At 60.5% G+C, this 18,170-nt stretch carries 15 protein-coding genes and 1 pseudogene; 1 reads left to right on the forward strand and 15 read right to left on the reverse strand.

Annotated features, from left to right (window positions below; translation table 11 throughout):
• Positions 1-18 precede the first annotated feature (18 nt).
• Entirely contained in the window at positions 19-741 is a 723-nt protein-coding gene (locus CGZ66_RS04960) for a haloacid dehalogenase type II (protein ID WP_095084252.1), read from the forward strand.
• Between the two features lie 56 nt (positions 742-797).
• On the opposite strand, the pseudogene CGZ66_RS40675 reads toward CGZ66_RS04960, so the two are convergent.
• The 15 genes and pseudogenes from CGZ66_RS40675 to CGZ66_RS05035 all read right to left on the reverse strand — a co-directional run.
• Positions 798-926, reverse strand: a pseudogene (locus tag CGZ66_RS40675) (alpha/beta fold hydrolase); the annotation flags it as partial.
• Between the two features lie 83 nt (positions 927-1,009).
• Positions 1,010-2,206 (reverse strand): Gfo/Idh/MocA family protein, encoded by a 1,197-nt coding sequence (locus CGZ66_RS04970; protein WP_095082143.1) that lies wholly within the window; start codon positions 2,204-2,206, stop codon positions 1,010-1,012.
• A 60-nt stretch (positions 2,207-2,266) separates the two neighbouring features.
• Positions 2,267-2,935, reverse strand: a complete 669-nt coding sequence (locus CGZ66_RS04975) for a GntR family transcriptional regulator (protein WP_206073679.1) — start codon at positions 2,933-2,935, stop codon at positions 2,267-2,269.
• 119 nt (positions 2,936-3,054) lie between these two features.
• Positions 3,055-3,993, reverse strand: coding sequence for a sugar phosphate isomerase/epimerase family protein (locus CGZ66_RS04980; protein ID WP_095082147.1), 939 nt, complete (start codon positions 3,991-3,993; stop codon positions 3,055-3,057).
• 68 nt (positions 3,994-4,061) lie between these two features.
• Positions 4,062-5,168: a Gfo/Idh/MocA family protein gene (locus CGZ66_RS04985; RefSeq protein WP_095082149.1), complete on the reverse strand. Its 1,107-nt coding sequence runs from the start codon at positions 5,166-5,168 to the stop codon at positions 4,062-4,064.
• Between the two features lie 49 nt (positions 5,169-5,217).
• On the reverse strand, positions 5,218-6,279 hold the full coding sequence (locus CGZ66_RS04990; RefSeq protein ID WP_095082151.1) for an ABC transporter ATP-binding protein: 1,062 nt from the start codon (positions 6,277-6,279) through the stop codon (positions 5,218-5,220).
• A 27-nt stretch (positions 6,280-6,306) separates the two neighbouring features.
• On the reverse strand, positions 6,307-7,134 hold the full coding sequence (locus CGZ66_RS04995; protein ID WP_095082153.1) for a carbohydrate ABC transporter permease: 828 nt from the start codon (positions 7,132-7,134) through the stop codon (positions 6,307-6,309).
• On the reverse strand, positions 7,131-8,042 hold the full coding sequence (locus tag CGZ66_RS05000; protein WP_245331024.1) for a carbohydrate ABC transporter permease: 912 nt from the start codon (positions 8,040-8,042) through the stop codon (positions 7,131-7,133). Before CGZ66_RS05000 ends, CGZ66_RS04995 begins: the two co-directional genes overlap by 4 nt.
• 46 nt (positions 8,043-8,088) lie before the next feature.
• On the reverse strand, positions 8,089-9,342 hold the full coding sequence (locus tag CGZ66_RS05005; RefSeq protein WP_167392004.1) for an ABC transporter substrate-binding protein: 1,254 nt from the start codon (positions 9,340-9,342) through the stop codon (positions 8,089-8,091).
• A 285-nt stretch (positions 9,343-9,627) separates the two neighbouring features.
• Positions 9,628-11,427: an allophanate hydrolase gene (gene atzF, locus CGZ66_RS05010; RefSeq protein ID WP_095082157.1), complete on the reverse strand. Its 1,800-nt coding sequence runs from the start codon at positions 11,425-11,427 to the stop codon at positions 9,628-9,630.
• Between the two features lies 1 nt (position 11,428).
• Positions 11,429-14,968, reverse strand: coding sequence for an urea carboxylase (gene uca / locus CGZ66_RS05015; RefSeq protein ID WP_095082159.1), 3,540 nt, complete (start codon positions 14,966-14,968; stop codon positions 11,429-11,431).
• 3 nt (positions 14,969-14,971) lie between these two features.
• Complete coding sequence (locus tag CGZ66_RS05020) at positions 14,972-15,634, reverse strand: urea amidolyase associated protein UAAP2 (RefSeq protein WP_095082162.1); 663 nt, start codon at positions 15,632-15,634, stop codon at positions 14,972-14,974.
• Between the two features lie 13 nt (positions 15,635-15,647).
• Positions 15,648-16,469, reverse strand: a complete 822-nt coding sequence (locus CGZ66_RS05025) for an urea amidolyase associated protein UAAP1 (protein WP_095082164.1) — start codon at positions 16,467-16,469, stop codon at positions 15,648-15,650.
• Positions 16,456-17,289, reverse strand: coding sequence for an ABC transporter ATP-binding protein (locus tag CGZ66_RS05030; RefSeq protein WP_095082166.1), 834 nt, complete (start codon positions 17,287-17,289; stop codon positions 16,456-16,458). Before CGZ66_RS05030 ends, CGZ66_RS05025 begins: the two co-directional genes overlap by 14 nt.
• On the reverse strand, positions 17,286-18,104 hold the full coding sequence (locus CGZ66_RS05035; protein ID WP_095082168.1) for an ABC transporter permease: 819 nt from the start codon (positions 18,102-18,104) through the stop codon (positions 17,286-17,288). The genes CGZ66_RS05030 and CGZ66_RS05035 overlap by 4 nt, the downstream gene beginning before the upstream one ends.
• Between the last annotated feature and the right edge of the window lie 66 nt (positions 18,105-18,170).

Here is an 18,170-nt window from a genome sequence, read left to right on the forward strand (position 1 = left end):
ATCAAAGGAGGCAAACCCATGAAGCTCACAGATTTCAAAGCCCTGACCTTCGACTGCTACGGCACCCTGATCGATTGGGAATCCGGCATGATCGACGGGCTGAGGCCGCTGACCGAACGGGCCGCCCGCACGTTGAACCGGAACGACATTCTGGAGGCGCACGCCCGGCACGAATCCAGCCAGCAGAAATGGACGACGGGGAAACGCTACTGCGATCTTCTGGCGATCGTTTACAAGCGACTCGCGGAGGAGTGGAGTGTCATCGTCACTCCTGAGGAATGCTTGGCGTATGGCGAAAGCGTGAAGGATTGGCCGGCTTTTGCCGACACCGCTGAAGCCTTGCAGTACCTCAAAAAGCACTACAAGCTGATCATCCTCTCCAACGTCGACAACAAAAGCTTCTCGTTCAGCAACAAGAAGCTCGGCGTGGACTTCGACGCGATCTATACGGCGGAAGATATCGGCTCCTATAAGCCTTCCGACCGGAACTTCGACTATATGCTCGAAAAGCTCGGTACAATCGGGATAGAGAAGCGAGAGATCCTACACACTGCGGAAAGCATGTTCCACGATCACGTTCCCGCCAACCGCTTCGGCCTGACATCGTGCTGGATCCATCGCCGGCATGCGGATCAGGGCTTCGGCGCCACGATGAACCCAGGCGAGGTGCCGGCGGTGGATTTCCGATTCGACAGCATGGCCGATCTGGTGAAGGCGCACGCTGAAGAAATACGGGGCTGATGTTCGAACCGCCAAGCAACCTGTTGCGTGACACCGCGCGCCCGACCCGATCTGGAAGGAGACAGTCGCGGACGGGAGGCGTTTTCGGCATCATGGTCGACGTCAATGGAGGCCGCCGCCCGATAGTCTTCGCAGATGGCGTGGCGCGTCGCTGGGTTCAGATAGCAACGTAGATACTCGGCGAAGGCCCCCTGCACGAGCAATTCTACGTGCGCCGCCCGCAGCCTCGTGCGGGTGTGTTCCAAGCCTTCGAGTCTTGGTAGTGATTTCAAAGATCGTCGACACGGACCCAGGCTGCATTCCTTTTTGAAGACCGGACGCAGGCCTCAACGAAGGCAACGCCCTTCACGCCGTCGTCGACAGTCGGGTAAACAACAGCCGGATCGACAGCCTTGCCCTTCTTGGCAGCGTTGATGGCGCGCGCTGCTTCGGCATAGATCGTCGCGAAGGCTTCGAGATAGCCTTCGGGATGGCCTGAGGGAACGCGGGAGACGCGCGCGGCGGCGGCACCGGAGCCTGCACCATTGCGGGTGATCAGCCGCTTCGGTTCGCCGAACGGGGTGAACCAGAGATAGTTCGGGTCCTTTTGCGTCCATTCCAGCCCGCCCTTGGTGCCATAGACGCGGACCATCAAGCCGTTCTCGTGGCCTGGCGCCACCTGGCTGCACCAGAGCATGCCCTTGGCTGGTTTTTCCGAACCCTTTGCCTTGAAACGCAGCATCACCTGGGCATTGTCGTCCAGCCGCCGGCCTTCGACGAAGCTGTCGAGATCGGCCGCCAAACTGTCGAGTTCCAGCCCGGTGATGAAGGCGGCAAGATTGTAAGCATGCGTGCCGATATCGCCGGTCGATCCGCCGACGCCGGACTGCGCCGGATCGGTGCGCCATGCCGCCTGCTTCTGGCCGGACTGTTCAACCGCCTCGGTCAGCCAGTCCTGGGGATATTCGGCCTGCACGACGCGGATGTCACCGAGATCGCCATTAGCAACCATTTCGCGCGCCTGACGGACCATGGGATAGCCGGTGTAGTTGTGGGTCAGCACGAACAGCGCGCCGCTCTCGTCGGCAATCTTCTTGAGCTTCTTGGCGTCGGCAAGGTTCGACGTCAGCGGCTTGTCGCAGATCACATGGATACCGCGCCTGAGGAATTCCTTGGCCGCATCGTAATGGACGTGGTTTGGCGTGACGATGGACACCGCTTCGATGCCGTTTTTCAGCCTTGCCTCGCGGATGGCCATCTCGCGATAGCTGGAATAGGTGCGCGACGGATCGAGGCGCAAGTCACGGCCCGACGCCATCGCCTTGTCGGGCGAGGCGGACAGCGCACCTGCGACGAGATCGAACTGATCGTCGATGCGAGCCGCGATGCGGTGCACCGCACCGATGAAAGCACCCGCGCCACCGCCCACCATCCCGAGCCGGATACGAGGCTCGCCTGCTTCTCCCGATGATCCTTCAATTGCCATGGTCTCTCCTCCCCACACCCGCCTGACGGTGGTCTTGGATACTGATTGAGCTTTGCCGCACTACTCGGTTTTGATGAAATCGGCTTTCGTACGCAGGATTTCTTCAGCGTCGAACTCAAAGCCGCTGAGGTGTTCGGCGAGCAGGGCCGAGGCGGCCGGGATGTCGCCTTTCCTGGTGAGCAGATCAACGATACCCGCGTGATCCTTGAACACGCCTTCAAAATAGGACCGATCCACGCCCATCAGGAACATCACGCGCGTCAGTTCGATGGAAACCGACTTCGCCGCGTCATAAGCCAGGCTCAGGTTGCATGCTTCCATCAGGTGTTTGTGGAAGCGGTCATCTTCTTCGAACAGCGCAAAGAGGTCACCTTGCATGGCTTTCGAGTGACTGCGCAGATCGTCTTCCAAGATTCGACGGTCCTGCTTGCCTATCGAGACGATCGAGGAAAGTGCCGCACACTCGATGGACTTTCGCACGAAAATTGCCTGTCGGATCCGTGGAAGGCTTATCAAGGCAATGCGCGTTCCAAGTTGGGCCGAGACTTCGACGAGCCCCTCTTCGATCAGGCGCCGGATCGCTTCCCGGATCGGCGTCCTGCTGATCCCGATTGCGTCGGACAAGTCCTGCTCGGACAGATGGAGACCCGGCGGCAGCTTGGTGGTCAGAATAGCGGATCTCAGATTTTCGTAGGCCTGCTCGCCAAGTGTCGCCCTGTGAGACGGCACGCTGGCTCTCAACGATAGACTGAGGTCATTCTGAAGAAGATTCTTTGGCCTGGCCACTGCGCCCCCGAGGTAGAATAGACGATCGGCGGCGTCAGACGCCGCCGATGTGAGAATTCAAATCAAACGGTCGGAATGTATTTCGACAACGTTTTGAAGCCAAGTTGCAGGCCCTGTGTCTCGGTTCCATAGGCGTTGACGATATCATATTCGGTCTGAATGCCGCCGATCTTGTTGGCCAGGGCGAAGACGTCGTCTTCATGCTCGATATCGATATTGCCATGGTAGCCGACTTCGATCAGCGCGGTAATGAATTTTGCCCAGTCGACCTGCCCCCAGCCCGGCGCACGAGCACGCCACCAGCCGGATCCCAGCCCGTCCACGTCGCTCAGTGCGAGCCCGTAGATACCTGCCTTGCCGAGCACGTCCTGGCGGATTTCCATGTCCTTGGCATGGACGTGAAAGATCTTGTCGCCGAAATCATAGACGGCCTTCAGATAGTCGATCCCCTGCCAGACGCAATGCGATGGGTCGAACTCAAGACCGAGATACTTGGACGGCACGAGGTCGAACATCGCTGCCCAAATCTCCGGGCTGAAGGCAATGTTCTCGCCCTGCATGGTGAAGCGGTTCATCATGGGGCAATTTTCGATGGCGATCTTGATCCCGCGCTTTTCGGCGTGGTCCATGATTGGCGAAAAGGTTTCCTTGAAGAGCGGAAGATTTTCCTTGACGGTCTTGCCTCCATCGCGACCCGCAAAGGTTGCGACGACGGGAATAGACATATTGGCCGCCAGGTCGATCACTTTCTTCAGGTAGCGTTGCGCCTCCTTGGCCTCGCTTTCGTGGTGCGAGAGTGGGTTTGGGTAGTAGCCGAGCGCCGAAATCTCGATGTCTTTCGACTTCAGATCCTGCTTGATCTTTTCGCAGTCGCCCGCCGTTACCTTGTCGGCGTTGAGCGAGGATTCAGGCCACGCGGAGAGCTCAAGCGAGTTGAAGCCGGTCTCCTTGGCGAAGGATGCCAGTTCCGGGGTATAGTTGGTATAGAATCCTAGACGCATTTCATATTCCTTTCGTGTACTAGTATACCATCAAAATGTGCGGATTGCGACATTTGATCTTGGGTTCGCTAACGGAGGCGAATGAGCGAGGAATCGAACGGTGCCGACCGTTCGCAGCTTGTCGATAACACCACAGCCTTCCCCCCCACCGCCGCGGCGGTGAGGGATTCGATGGCCTCAAGGACATGCAGAGCACGGTCGACGGAGGCTCTTGGCTCGCGTTTTTCCGCGATCGCGATGACCATGTCGACGAGGCCGAGGATGCGGTGATCCGTCCAGGTTCCTTCCGGCCCCCCGAAGCGCCGCCCTTCGGTTGCGATTTCCTGCCAGGAAGAGTGCTTGCCGACATGGACAGTGCCACCGAACTGATCTGGATCGGCAAGCCGAAGAGAACCCTCCGAGCCATAGAGTTCGATATGGGGCAGCGTATGCATTTGCACGTCCCAGCTGACGCCCAGGGAAACCTGCGCTCCCGACCTGAAGGCCAACACCGACCAGAACGTGGTTGGGACTTCCACCGGGATCTCCTTTCCGCTCATCGGGCCTTCGGCCGTGACAAGACGTGTAGTCCTTCCGGCACTCGACATGCTCACGACACGCTCAATCGGTCCAAGCAGATTGACGAGACCCGTCAGATAATACGGAGCCATGTCGAAGAGCGGTCCGCCACCAGCCTTGAAAAAGAAGCCCGGGTTTGGGTGCCAGCTCTCCATTCCCGGCGAGAGGAAGAATGCGGCGCCACCGACGATCCGTCCGACGTCACCATTGTCGATGATGCGGCGGGCGAGCTGATGCGACGCTCCGAGGAACGTGTCGGGAGCAACGGCAAGGGAAAGACCCAGGCGCTCGGCTTCATTCTTGAGGGCCAGACCTTCCTGAAAATTCGTGGCGAGTGGCTTCTCGGAATAGACATGCTTGCCGGCCGCAAGCGCTACGCGAGTGACGGACGCGTGCGCAACCGGCGGCGTCAGATTGAGAATGACCTCGATGTCGTCACGGGCAAGCAACTGATCGACGCTGTTCTTGTCGATGCCGAACTCGACACTGCGCGAGGTTGCCAACGCCTCATTCAGATCGGCGACGGCCTTGACCTCGATATCCGCGAATAGCTTCGCATTGCCAAGATAATTCGGGGCAATATTGCCGCATCCGATGACGCCAACACCGAAACTCATAGGGCCGTTCCTTTCTCGATCTCAAAACTAGCGAGCGATATCGGATCGCTCACGCCGCTTGCCCTTTTTCCAAACGCGCGCCGCTCTCCAGATCGAAGACAAGCGGTTCGGGAACACGAGGCGCAAGGCCCACGACATCGCCCACCTTCACGTCCTCCATGGCGGTCATTTCCATGACTAGCAGGGTGTTGAACTTTTCGGTTTCAACGTAGATGTACGCGCGATCGCCATACTCCTCGACGACAGAAACCCGTGCCTTCAGCGAGGCGCCATCGAGGGGCACGGCTTCAAGTTCATGCGCGCGCAGGCCGAGGACTACATCTCCAAGGGCCCCGATATCGCTGGCCGACGGCGTTGCCGCAAAGAGCAGCAACGCTTCGTTCTTCTGAAGCATGTTGATCTTCGGCGACCCAATAAACTCGGCGACAAAACGATTTGCCGGCCTGCGGTAAATATCGAGCGGCGAGCCGAACTGTTCGATCCTACCGCCATTGAGGAGCACGATCTTGTCCGAGAGTGTCATCGCCTCTGCCTGGTCGTGCGTGACATAGATCGTCGTCGAGCCAACGGCGCGATGCAATCGGGCAATCTCAAGACGCGTTTGATTTCTGAGCCCGGCGTCCAGATTGGATAACGGTTCGTCAAACAGCATGACGCCGGGTTCCCGGGAGATGGCGCGGGCAATCGCGACGCGTTGCCGCTGTCCACCCGAGAGCTGTTTGGGCAGGCGCTTGGCGAGTTTCGAAAGCTGCAGACGCTCAAGGACGTCGAGCACTTTTTCCCGAAGGGCGGGCTTGGGCATGCGTCCCTTGAGGCCAAAGGCTACGTTATCATAGACCGAAAGATGCGGATAAAGTGCATAGGACTGGAAAACCATCGCGACCCCGCGCTCCTTTGGAGCGATGTCGTTCACAATCTTGCCATCGAAGAAAAGGTGACCGGAGGAGATCGTATCCAGACCGGCGATCATCCTCAGCAGGGTGGACTTTCCACACCCGGAAGGCCCGACAATGGTCACGAAATCGCCGTTGGCGATGCTTAGATTCAAGGCGTCCAGAACCGTGGTGTGGCCATAGGACTTCGACAGCCCCTTGAGTTCAATGTTTGCCATTTGAATTCCTGCTCATGTCGGACGAATTCAGCCTTTGATCGCCCCGGCGGAAAGGCCGGATACGAGACGCTTCTGGAAGATGAATGCCACGATCACGAGCGGCACGGTGATGATGACCGAGGCGGCGTTTATGGCACCGAAAGGCACCTCACGCGGCGTCGTTCCGCTGAGCAGGGAAATGGCGACGGGCACGGTCCGCGACACTGGCGTGAGCGAAAAGGTCAGCGCGTACAGGAATTCGTTCCAGCTGATGATGAAGGCAAGCACGAACGTCGTGGCGATCGCCGGCATCAAGATCGGCACGATGATGCGAAACAGGGTTCTGAGGCGGCCGGCGCCATCCATCATCGCGGATTCGTCCAGATCGACCGGGATCTCCCGGATGAATGCGGCGAAAACCCACACGGTGAACGGTACGGTCAGCATCAGATGGGAAAAGATCAATGCGCCCACGGAATTATACAGGCCCAGTCCCTGGATGGTGTTGAAAAGACCAGGCAAGGCCGCGACCTGTGGGAACATCGAGATGGCCAGAAGGCAACCGGATACGAGCGCTCGTCCCGTGAACGAAATGCGCGCGATCGCATAGCCCGCCAGAATGCTGACCATGACCGTTACCAGAGCTACGGACGTCGAAACGACGATGGAGTTTGCGAGCGCGCCGAGGAAATCCTTGTCCGTCAACAGGCGGCTATAGTTCTCCAGCCGGAGGACGCTCGGGAAATACGCCACCTGAAATTGTTCGGCGCCCGAGCGCAGTGAAGAGATGAACATGAAGTAGATCGGGAAGAGCACGACCGCTGTAATCGCCGTGGCGGTGAGCCAGTAAAGTATCTTGTAGCGCATCGCGGTCATTCCCCTCGCTCGGTGCGATACCGTCTCAGCATGAGCTGCCCGATGATGATCGTTCCCGTTATGACGAGCAGTGTGACGGAAGCCGCCGAGCCGCCGCCAAGATCCTGGAAATCGACGAGCATTCGCCGGGCGTAGCCGGTCATGCTGATGGTCGCGGGATTGTTGGAGGTCAAAATGTAGATGACGTCGAACACTCCGAGCGCATCGATCGTCCGGAACATCACGGCGACCGACAAGGTTGGAACCAAAAGCGGCAACGTCACGAAAAAGAAGTTACGCAGAGGGGGGACACCGTCGATGCGGGACGCCTCGTAGCATTCCCTTGGAACCGACTGCAGACCCGCAAGAAGAAGGATCGTCATGAATGGCGTTGTCTTCCAGACATCGACCATGATGACCGTCAGCAGACTTGTGCTGCTGGAGGCGGTCCAAGCGACGGACGATGAAATGACGCCCAACCGCAACAGCATGTCGTTGATGACGCCGAATTGTTCGTTCAACGTCCATGCCCAGGCCTTGGACGAGGCCACTGTGGGTATCGCCCAGGGGATCAGAACGATTGCTCTCACGATATTGCGCCCCGGCATTTCGATGTTGAGGAACAACGCCAGCAGGAGCCCAAAAATGGTTTCGAGACTTACGCTGACGGCCGCGAAGACGACCGTGTTCCTTACCGCCAGCCACCACTCGGGATCGGCAAACAGACCGTAGGCCTGGCCATCCTCATAGTAGAAGTAGTTGCGAAGTCCGACGAAGGATGTCACCGGGTTTCCCAGCGTGGCGTCCGTAAAGGACATCACGAAGGTTCGTCCCAGCGGCCAGGCGGCGGTCGCTCCAACTGCCGCGATAAGCGGCAGAAGAAGCAACCAGGCGCTGATTGCGGGCCGGCGATGCACGTTCTTCAGCAAGATATTGCTCCCGATTTTTACCGCGATCGAGCACGTCAGCCGGGAACTACCATTTCCCCTTGTAAATCTGCTTCAGTTTCTGGTCGAGCGATGCCGTCGCGTGGTCCGGGTCGATCTTATGGGAAAGGACGTCGGAGACCGTCGAGAAGATGGCGCTGGAGACGCGGTTATACTTCGACTTCGTCTGGGCCGGCCGCGGCACGAGGATACTGTCCAGATCGGGAAGGCTGGCGAGCGCCGGGTTGGCGGCCTGCACGTCCTTGTCGGCGTAAAGTTCCTTCAGCGAAGGAATAAGAGAGAATTGTGACGCATTCGCTTTTTCGGCCGCCTTGCTGCCCATGTACATAGCGAACCGAGCAGCCAGATCCTGGTGCCTGGAGAACTTCGAGACACCGAAGCCATTGCCGCCGAGGTTGCCGGAATGTTTGCCATCCGGTCCACCCTTGGGCAGTGCGGTTACAGCAAACTTGCCCTTAACAGGACTGTCATCGGCTTCCATCAGCGAGATGGCATAAGGCCAGTTGCGCATGAATGCCGCGTTGCCAGACTGGAACACGCCACGCGCACTCTCTTCGTTGGCGGTCAGCGACCCCTCAGGCGCGATGTTGCCGATGAACCGGGCGATGGTCGAGAAAGCGGCTTTGACCTGGGGGCTGTTGACCGCGATCTTGCCGTCGGGGGAGACAAATGCCCCGCGATAGGAATCCACCCATTCGGCCGCGGCGCAAGTGAGGCCCTCGTCAGCGAACGCATGCAGTGCGTATCCCCAGAAGCTTTTGTTCTGCGCCCTCTCGCCGTCCTGAACGAGCTTGGCGGTCGCAATCAGATCTTCCCAGGTTTCCGGCACGGGGCGGTGGTATTTGTCGAGAAGGTCCTTTCGGTAGTAGAGGACGCCGATATCGAGAAACTGAGGGACCGCGACGAGCTTGCCGTCGACGGTATACGTGTCGATCATCGTCTGGACGTTCTGGGGCGTCAGGTCCTTCATGTACGGTGTCAGGTCGATAAGAAAGGGCGACAGAAGGCCCGGCCAGACGACATCGACCATGACAACGTCGATGTCGCTCGACTGCGCGGCGAAAAGTGTCTGATAGATACCGAGCAGGTCGCTCGAACTGGCGGGGCCCTCGACGACCTTTACGCTGTTTCCGGTTTCCTTCGACCACGCGTCCGCGTCCCGCTTGCACTGGGCGATCTGGACGTCGCCGATCCCGCAGGAAACGGTGATTTCCTCGGAAAATGCCGTGCCGGTCATCAACGAGGCAAAGGCGGCACCCAATGTGAGTATTCTCGTTCTCATGTTTTCAGTTCCCTTCTTGTTGGTTAGTTGCATTCTAGTATACCAAAATTGTTTGTCAATCTGGGCAGATCAAGAATCTGGACGCCGAAGGCAGAGAGCCGTTTGGCGTCAAGACCTATTGCGATCACCTCCCTCTTTCTCGTGGCCGCTGATACAGCACGGGCGGTTGCTCGGCCGGGGTTCCGATGGTCTCGTTGGTGACGCACGCACGCTCATTCCGTCGTAGATCAGGCGCAGGATCATCCGTACGAGCTTCATGGCTTGTCCCCTCTGGATCGCTATCCGTTATCTCCCCGCGCCCAGATACGCCCTCCATCCGCCGAGATCCGTGATCTCGCGGGCCTCGGAGATGGCATAAGCCTCGCATAGGAACCCTGAAACGCTGGAGCCATCATCGAGCACCACTTTTCCTATTCCGAGAGGGCTGGGAATTTTCTGCACGAAACGGCCAAAGGCATCGGCGGGCAACGCCCAGATCTCCACCTCGAGCCCTTGCGCCTTATATCCAGGTTCGCGGATGAGGCCGGGTTTCGGTGGCCTGGTGTTGGGCAAGACATAGAGGCGGTAGTCGCCAGCTGTGCGGCAGGCCTTCACCAGCCGGCCGCCCGGACCGGTGAGTTCGTGGTTGAGCGGCATACCACTCAGATGGGCGCCAACCACTGCAATCTCGATCAGGCCTCCATCGGGAACAACGACACGGCTTGTCTCTGGAAGGACAACATTGCGGTCGATACCCATTCCCGAGGCGGCTGCCCGGTGTAACGCATCGGCGAAGGGCGCCAGCGCATCGTCGGTGAACGCATGAGAAACCAGCATCACGCCGCCCGGCAGGCCGCTGTCGCTGAAGCCAGCAGGAACGGCGATGGCCGCACAATCCAACAGATTGGCGAAATTGGTGTAGCGGCCGAGCCGTCCGTTGAGGACGATGGGATTGGCAAGCATGTCGGCGACCTTGTAGGTCGTCGGCGCGGTCGGCAGCAGCAGGATGTCGGCTTTCTTCCATTCCAACTCTGTCTTGCGGCGCAGCTCCTCCAGCCTGTAGCGGCCATTGAAGGCATCCACCGCCGTCTTGCCCCTGGCGCCTTCGATGATGGCGCGCACCGTCGGATCGAAATCACCGGCATTGGTCTCAAGGAAACCTTTGACAGCGGCAAGGCGCTCGGCGACCCAGGGACCGTCGTAGAGAAGGGCCGCGGCTTCGCGGAAAGGCGCATAGTCGAAAGGCACTATGGTTGCGCCCAGGGCCTTCGCCCTCTCGATTGCCTGATCGTAGAGCCGCTCGACACTGGCGTTGCCGAAGAACTCCCGTTCAGCGCCATCGAGAACGCCGATACGCAAGCCGGACTCCGGCAATGAAGCCGGCTTGGCCTCGCGCGAGAAGGCATCGGCGGCGTCGAACCCTTCCGCGACATGGCGGATGGCGATGCCGTCGCCAACCGTCGCCGCGAAGATCGTGACGCAATCGACGCTTCTGCACGCCGGAACGACCCCGGTATTCGGCAGCAGTCCGGGCGTCGGCTTGATGCCGACGAGGTTGTTGAAAGCGGCGGGAACACGGCCGGAACCGGCGGTGTCGGTACCCAAAGCGAAAGTAGCAAGGCCGGCGGCAACCGCGACCGCCGACCCGGAGCTCGATCCGCCGGAAACATAGTCGGCATCGAAGACCGAGCGCGGCGCGCCGTGGGGTGAGCGCGTGCCGTTAAGTCCGGTTGCGAACTGATCGAGATTGGTCTTGCCGACGACGATGGCGCCAGCGGCCTTCAATCGCGCAACGACCGTAGCATCGCGCTGCGGACTATAGGCGTAGGCGGGGCAACCGGCGGTGGTCGGAAGACCGGCGGCGTCGATATTGTCCTTGACGGCGAAGGGGATGCCCCAGAGCGGCAGGCTGTTCGGTTCGGGCATGTTTGCCATCAGCGCACGGGCGGCCGCCCGCAGATCCTCGTCGGGTGCCTGCGTGATGAAGATCGCCGGATCCCTGGAGGCGGCGCGTCGGGCGATCACCGCTTCAATGATATCGAGCGGCGTCATGCCGGCGTTATATGCGGCTCGAAGGCTTGAAAGATCGAGAATGGTCGGCAGCATGTCAGCATTCCTCCAGGACGACGATGATGTCGCCTGCCTTGACGTTTCGACCTGGCCCGGCACGCAAGTCGCGAACGCGGCCTGCAGCGTGGGCAGTGACGTTGATTTCCATTTTCATCGACTCGATGATGGCAAGTGTGTCCCCGGCAGCAACCGACGCCCCCGGCTCGACCAGCAGTTTCCAAATGTTGCCCGGTACCGCACTGGCGACGCCGAAGCAGCCGGTCGGAATGTCGCCATCGAGACTCTCACCCAGGCCCTCGTGGCTGACGAAGCTGTCGTGCCCCTCGTCCTTCCAGCGCTTGCGCTCGGCATCGAAAGCGGCTTGCTGGACGCTTTTGAAAGCGGTGATGGACTGGGTGTTGGCCTTGAGTTCCCGTTCATAGGCCGCATACGAGAATTCCGTCTCCTCGATGCGAACCGGGTAGCCACCATGCGGAAAGGCCGCCCGCGCTTCCGTCAGTTCCTGGTGGGAGACGGGGAAGAAGCGGATCTGGTCGAAGAAGTTCAAAAGCCAGGGTTTGCCCCTGGTGAAAACAGGCGTCTGCCGCCAGGTGTTCCAGACCTGAATCGTTCGGCCGAAAAGCTGATATCCGCCCGGACCCTCCATACCGTAGATGCACATATAGGCGCCGCCGATGCCGACGGCATTTTCCGGCGTCCAGGTTCGAGCCGGGTTGTATTTGGTCGTCACGAGGCGGTGGCGCGGGTCCATCGGTGTTGCGACCGGTGCACCGAGATAGACATCGCCGAGGCCAAGCACGAGGTAATTGGCGTTGAAGATGATGTCTTTAACCGCCTGTTCGTCGGCGAGCCCATTGATGCGGCGGATGAACTCGATGTTCGACGGGCACCAGGGCGCGTTTGGCCGCACCAGCTCCTGGTATTTGCGCATCGCGAGTTCCGCATCCGGATCGTTCCAGGAGAGCGGCAAATGCACGATGCGGCTCGGCACCTTGACCGCTTGCGCCGCTGGCAGCGATGCCTCGATATCCGCCAGCAACTCAAGCAAGCGCTTTCGTGTCAGTGTGGTTCCATCATAGTGGATCTGCAACGAACGGATGCCCGGCGTGAGATCGATGATCCCGGGTAAACGCGCCTCCGTGACCGCCTGCATCAGCAGATGCACGCGCAGCCGCAGCGCGATATCGAGCGCCATCGGGCCGTATTCGACCAGCAGATTGTCGTCGCCCTGCCGGCGATAGACGACGGAAACGGGGCCATCCTCGCTTCGCCCGACAATCGGAGATCCCCTGTCGTCCATGGCGCGGTGGATCGCTGGCGCCGCGAGCGCATCCCCTGGCCTCGACACCGGATGAAATCGGATGCGGTCCCCCGGTTTGAACTGGCCCATCTTCCATTGCTCGTCGCGCGCGATCACCGCCGGGCAGACAAAGCCGCCAAGGCTTGGACCATCGGGACCAAGGATGATCGGCATGTCGCCGGTGAAATCGATCGCGCCGATCGCATAGGCATTGTCATGCAGGTTAGAGGGATGAAGCCCCGCCTCGCCGCCGTCGCTGCGCGCCCATTTCGGCGCCGGCCCGACGAGACGGACGCCGGTGCGGGCACTGTTGAAATGCACCTCGTAGGCCGTCGAAAACAATACATCGATGTCGTCTTGGGCGAAGAAGTCTGGCGCGCCATGTGGACCATAGAGAACGCCGACATCCCAGGCACGGGTCAGCGCCGCCGGTTCGTCCGGTGCCTTCGCCGGCTCCGTCGGTGCTTGCCGGGCAAGATGCAGCACATGTCCGGTCCTTAGCGCGCCGGTGGCGTTGCCGCCGAATTGCCCGAGACCGAAGGTGGCGCGGGATCCAAGCACGCGTGGTGCGGCAAACCCGCCCTCGACCGCCAGATAGGCCCGCTGGCCGGCGCCGTCGATGCTGGCGATCGATAGTACCTGCCCGGCGCGGATCGTCACCGCCGAATCGTGCGGCAGCAGCTCGCCGTCGCAACGCATCGCCATGCGCGCGCCGGCAAGCGCGACGCGCGTATCAGCGAAGAAACGCAGGGTCGGGCCGGAAACCGTCAACTCGAGTGCGGCAACCGTATCGGCGTTGCCGACAAGCCGGTTGGCATGACGAAAGGAGCGCTCGTCCATAGGCCCGCTCGGCGGCACGCCGACATGCCAGAGGCCGAGACGACCTGGCAATTCCTGGATGCTCGATTGTGCGCCCGGCGCCAGCACCTCGATGACATCAGGCACGAAGGCGAAATCGCGCAATGCCGTCGTTGCCACCTTGCCGCTGGCCAGCAGTTCGGACGCCGCGATCTCGCGCAAATAGCCGAGATTGGTCTCGATACCGGCGATCGACGTATCGGCGAGTGCGGCCTTCAGCTTCTCGATAGCGGCGGGCCTATCGTCGGCGGCAACGATGATTTTCGCGAGCATCGGATCGTAGAACGGCGTCACCTTCGTTCCAGTCTCGATCCAGCTGTCGACACGGGCGGTTTGCGGGAAGGCAACCTCCGTCAGCAGCCCGGCGCTCGGCCGGAAATCCGCATGCGGCATTTCCGCATAGATGCGAACCTCGATCGCCGCACCCTTGGGGACAAGCCTCCCGGCACCGGACACGACATCCTCGCCGGCGGCCTGGCGGATCATCCATTCGACGAGGTCGATGCCGAAAACGGCCTCGGTAACGGGATGTTCGACCTGCAGGCGGGTATTGACCTCGAGGAAATAGAATTCCTCGCGATCGGGATCGTAGATGAACTCGACGGTGCCTGCCGATTCATAGGAAACGGACGTGCCAAGATCGGTCGCCGCCCTGTGCAGTCTGGTGCGCGTCGCGGCGGACAGGCCTGGTGCGGGCGTTTCCTCGACGACCTTCTGGTTTCGCCGTTGCAGCGAGCAGTCGCGTTCGCCAAGGGCAATCACCCGGCCTTTGCCATCGCCGAAGATCTGCACCTCGACATGGCGGGCATCGGCCACGAAGCGCTCGATGTAGACGCGGGCATCGCCGAAGCTCGCGCGCGCCGTGCGCTGCACGCTGTCGAAGGAGGCTTTCAGGCTTGCCAGATCGGCGCACAGCTGCATGCCGATGCCGCCGCCGCCGGCGGTGCTTTTCAACATCACGGGATAGCCGATCGCTTCGGCTTCCGTCAGCGCTTGTTCAGGGCTCCGCAGCAGACCAGTGCCCGGCAGCAGCGGCACGCCGCTTGTCCTTGCAAGCTCGCGCGCCGTGTGTTTGAGCCCAAAGGCGGAGAGATGCTCGGGCCGCGGACCGATGAAGACGATGCCTTCGGCGGCAAGCCTTTCGGCAAAGCCGATGTTCTCTGACAAGAAGCCGTAGCCGGGGTGGACAGCTTGCGCACCCGTCACCTTGCAGGCGGCGACAACCTTATCGATATCGAGATAGCTTTCGCTTGCTGGCGCGGAGCCAAGGCGAACAGCTTCGTCGGCAAGCAGCGTCGCCATGGCGAAACGGTCGGCATCCGAATAGACCGCGACCGATGCGATGCCCATTGTCTTCAATGTCCGGATGACCCGGACGGCGATTTCGCCCCTGTTGGCGACGAGAACCTTGGTGAACATCACTTAGGCCTCGACCGCCGGAGCGGCATCCCAGATCAGCACGCGGATCGGCGTCGGATCGAAGCCGTTGCAGGGATTGTTGATCTGCGGACAGTTGGAGATCACGCAGAGCACATCCATCTCGGCGACCAGCTCGACATAATCACCGGGCGAGGAGATGCCATCGACGATGGTCATTTCGCCATTCGGTTTGATTGGCACATTCATGAAGAAATTGATGTTCGGGACGATGTCGCGCTTGCTCATGCCGTGCTTGGTCACTTCAAGCACGAAGTTGTCGCGGCAGGCATGCAGATATTTCGTGCCATGGCCGAAGCGCACGGTGTTGCTCTCACAAGAACAGGCGCCGGCGGATGTGTCGTGACGACCGCAACTGTCGGCCGACATGACAAGCATGACATTGCCTTCGTTCGACATGATCCTGGTGCCGACGCCGACATATGCGCCGCCCTGTGCCTGCATCGTGTCCTGATTGGAGTAGCGTTCGCCAAAATCATCGGCGCGATAAAATAGCGTGTCGATCGCCTGCTGGCCGTAGCTGTCCTCGATGCGGATCGTCTGGCCCTTGCGCACGATGCCGGACCACGGCGCCTCCGCTGCGATGAAGTGATCCTGGACGGCATTGTCGATGCTGCGCGAGGCCGCGGTCTGGATGAAATTGCTCATCGTTCGCCTCCCCTCAGGCCAGCATCAAGGCGTTGTTTTCGAAGCCGCGGACGGCTTCCGCGGTGGCTGTGCGGGCGAGATCGTCGGCGGCAGGTACCGCGGCGCGGAACCGGGTAACGGTGATCGGTTTGGGCTGATAGGTCGGATCAGGATCGAGCGGATGCGGGCAGTTGGAAAAGCCGACGATCATATCCATCTCGGCGCGAAGCTCGGCGTAGTCGCCGCTGTTGGAGAGCTTGCCGCGCCACTGGAATGCGCCGGCGTCGTCGATGCGCACCGGCGCGAACAGATTGAGGATGGCCGGGATATCCCGTCGTGTAAGACCAAGCTTGCCGGCCAGGAGGATCAAATTATCACGGGTGTTGCGTGTGCCTGTGTCCAGATATTTGACCGCGTTGGTCGCGGCCGTAGATCCGCCCATCAGGCAGTCATGAGCACCTGAGCTGTCCTCGATAAGCGAGAACATGACGCGCCCCATGTCGGAAAAAATCACCCGTCCCTTGCCGAGCGCGGTGGTCCATTGCAGCTTCGCGGTGTCGACAAGGTTCAGCCGCTCGCTGGCATCGTTGGCGTTCCAGGCGACAAGCGCGACGGTCGATCCACCCTCGCCCTGATCTATGCGGATCGCTTCACCGCGCTTCAGCACCGTTGACCAGTACCATCCGCCGGGGACCGTTTCCGCATGGATGATGACGGCCGGATCGATCGGAGGCGCGGGCATGGGGCTCGGCACGGGCAATGCCTTCGGTGCGAATTCAAGCCCTTTCTTCTGACGCTCTTCGTAGCGCTGCCGATTGACGGCGATTTCCTCTGGCGAACGTCTAATGTGCTGCATTGCTTTCTCCTGACAATGCCAAGTCGTCCCGGCGATGCCCCAGGAAAGCGACCGGGCCGTCCCGGTCGGGGCTGAAGATCGAAGGCACGCCCGCTTGCCGCGGCGGCCAGATGGAGATGTCGTTGGTGATCGTCGCGCCGTAGCGCTGCTTTTCCTCGGGGCGGTCGCGTCGCCGCTCGAAGGCAACGATGCGGCTGGCAAGAGTGAAAGCCTCGCGCATATCGTGCGTGACCATGACGATGGTCATTTGCGTTTCATGCCAAAGCCGCTTCATCAGCGTGTGGATCTCGGCGCGGATGCCGGGATCAAGCGCACCGAACGGTTCATCGAGCAGGAGGACTTTCGGCTTCATGATCAGTGCCTGGGCGAGCGCCAGACGCTGCTGCATGCCGCCTGAAAGTTGCACAGGGTATTTTTGTTCGGTACCCGAGAGACCGACTTCCGTTATGAGGTCGCGAGCCTCTTCGACAGCATTGCGTCGCGCGGCTCCGAAGAGCTTCGCCTTGTGGCGTGATTTGGAAAATTCTTTTCCAAGCAGGACGTTGCCCAGCACCGTCAGATGCGGAAACACGGAATAACGCTGAAAGACGATACCTCGATCCGGTCCCGGTTCCGCGGGCATCGGTTGGCCATCAATAAGGATAGTGCCCCTGGTCGGCTTTTCCTGGCCAAGCAACATGCGCAGGAACGTCGACTTGCCACAGCCCGATGCCCCAACAAGGGCGACGAAGGCGCGGGATGCGACTGTCAGCGACACATTCTCGAGGACGATCTGGTCGCCATACTCCTTCCAGACGTTCTGGATGACGAGTTCGCTCATCCCTGCGTCTCCAACTCCGACCACGGGAAGGCGACGATGCGGATCCGGTCGAGGGCGTAGTTGGTAACAACGGCAAGCAACGTGATCCAGACGACATAGGGAAAGATGACGTCCATCGACAGGTAGCGGCGGACCAGGAAGATGCGGTAGCCAAGTCCGGAGTCGGACGATATCGCCTCGGCGGCGATGAGAAACAGCCAGGCGGGACCGATCTGCAGCCTGAGGCACGTGATAAGCCGCGGCAGTATTTGCGGCAGCAGGACGCGTAGTGCGATCTGCCATGACGATCCACCAAGCGTCTCGGCTTTGATGATCTGCTCGCGGGGCAATTCCAGCACTCTGAGAGCAAGGTCGCGGATCATCGTTGGTGCTATGCCGATGACGATAAGCGCGATCTTGGAGGTCTCGCCCAATCCCATGACGATGAAGAGGATCGGAAGCAGCGCAAGGGGCGGAACCATGGAGATGACGGCGACAAAGGGGGAAAGCAACGCCCGCAAATAGGGCAGCATGCCGATAGCCATGCCGATCAGAAGCGCGATGACGGTGGAGATGCCGAGGCCGGCGAAAAGGCGGACGAGGCTCGCCCGTGTGTCCGACCAGAGCAGATAGTCGCCAGTGCGCTGATCGGCGACGAAGGCCATGCGGTCGATCGCATCGGCAAAGCCGGCCAGGCTCGGCAGAAGTTTGTCATTGGCGTTTTCCGCCAGGCGAGCGGCGGATCCGAAACCGTAAGCGACGGCCAGCAGCAGAAAGGGGAACAACATCAAGGCAAGCTGCGTGCCCCGGCCCGGTCTCGTGTTGATCCAGCGCATGAACAAAGCTCCGCTGATGAGGGGATGAGGCGGCGGCTTTCAACGCCGCCACCCGGTCAAGCGGTG

Source organism: Mesorhizobium sophorae, assembly GCF_002270415.1.
Lineage (GTDB): Bacteria > Pseudomonadota > Alphaproteobacteria > Rhizobiales > Rhizobiaceae > Mesorhizobium > Mesorhizobium sophorae.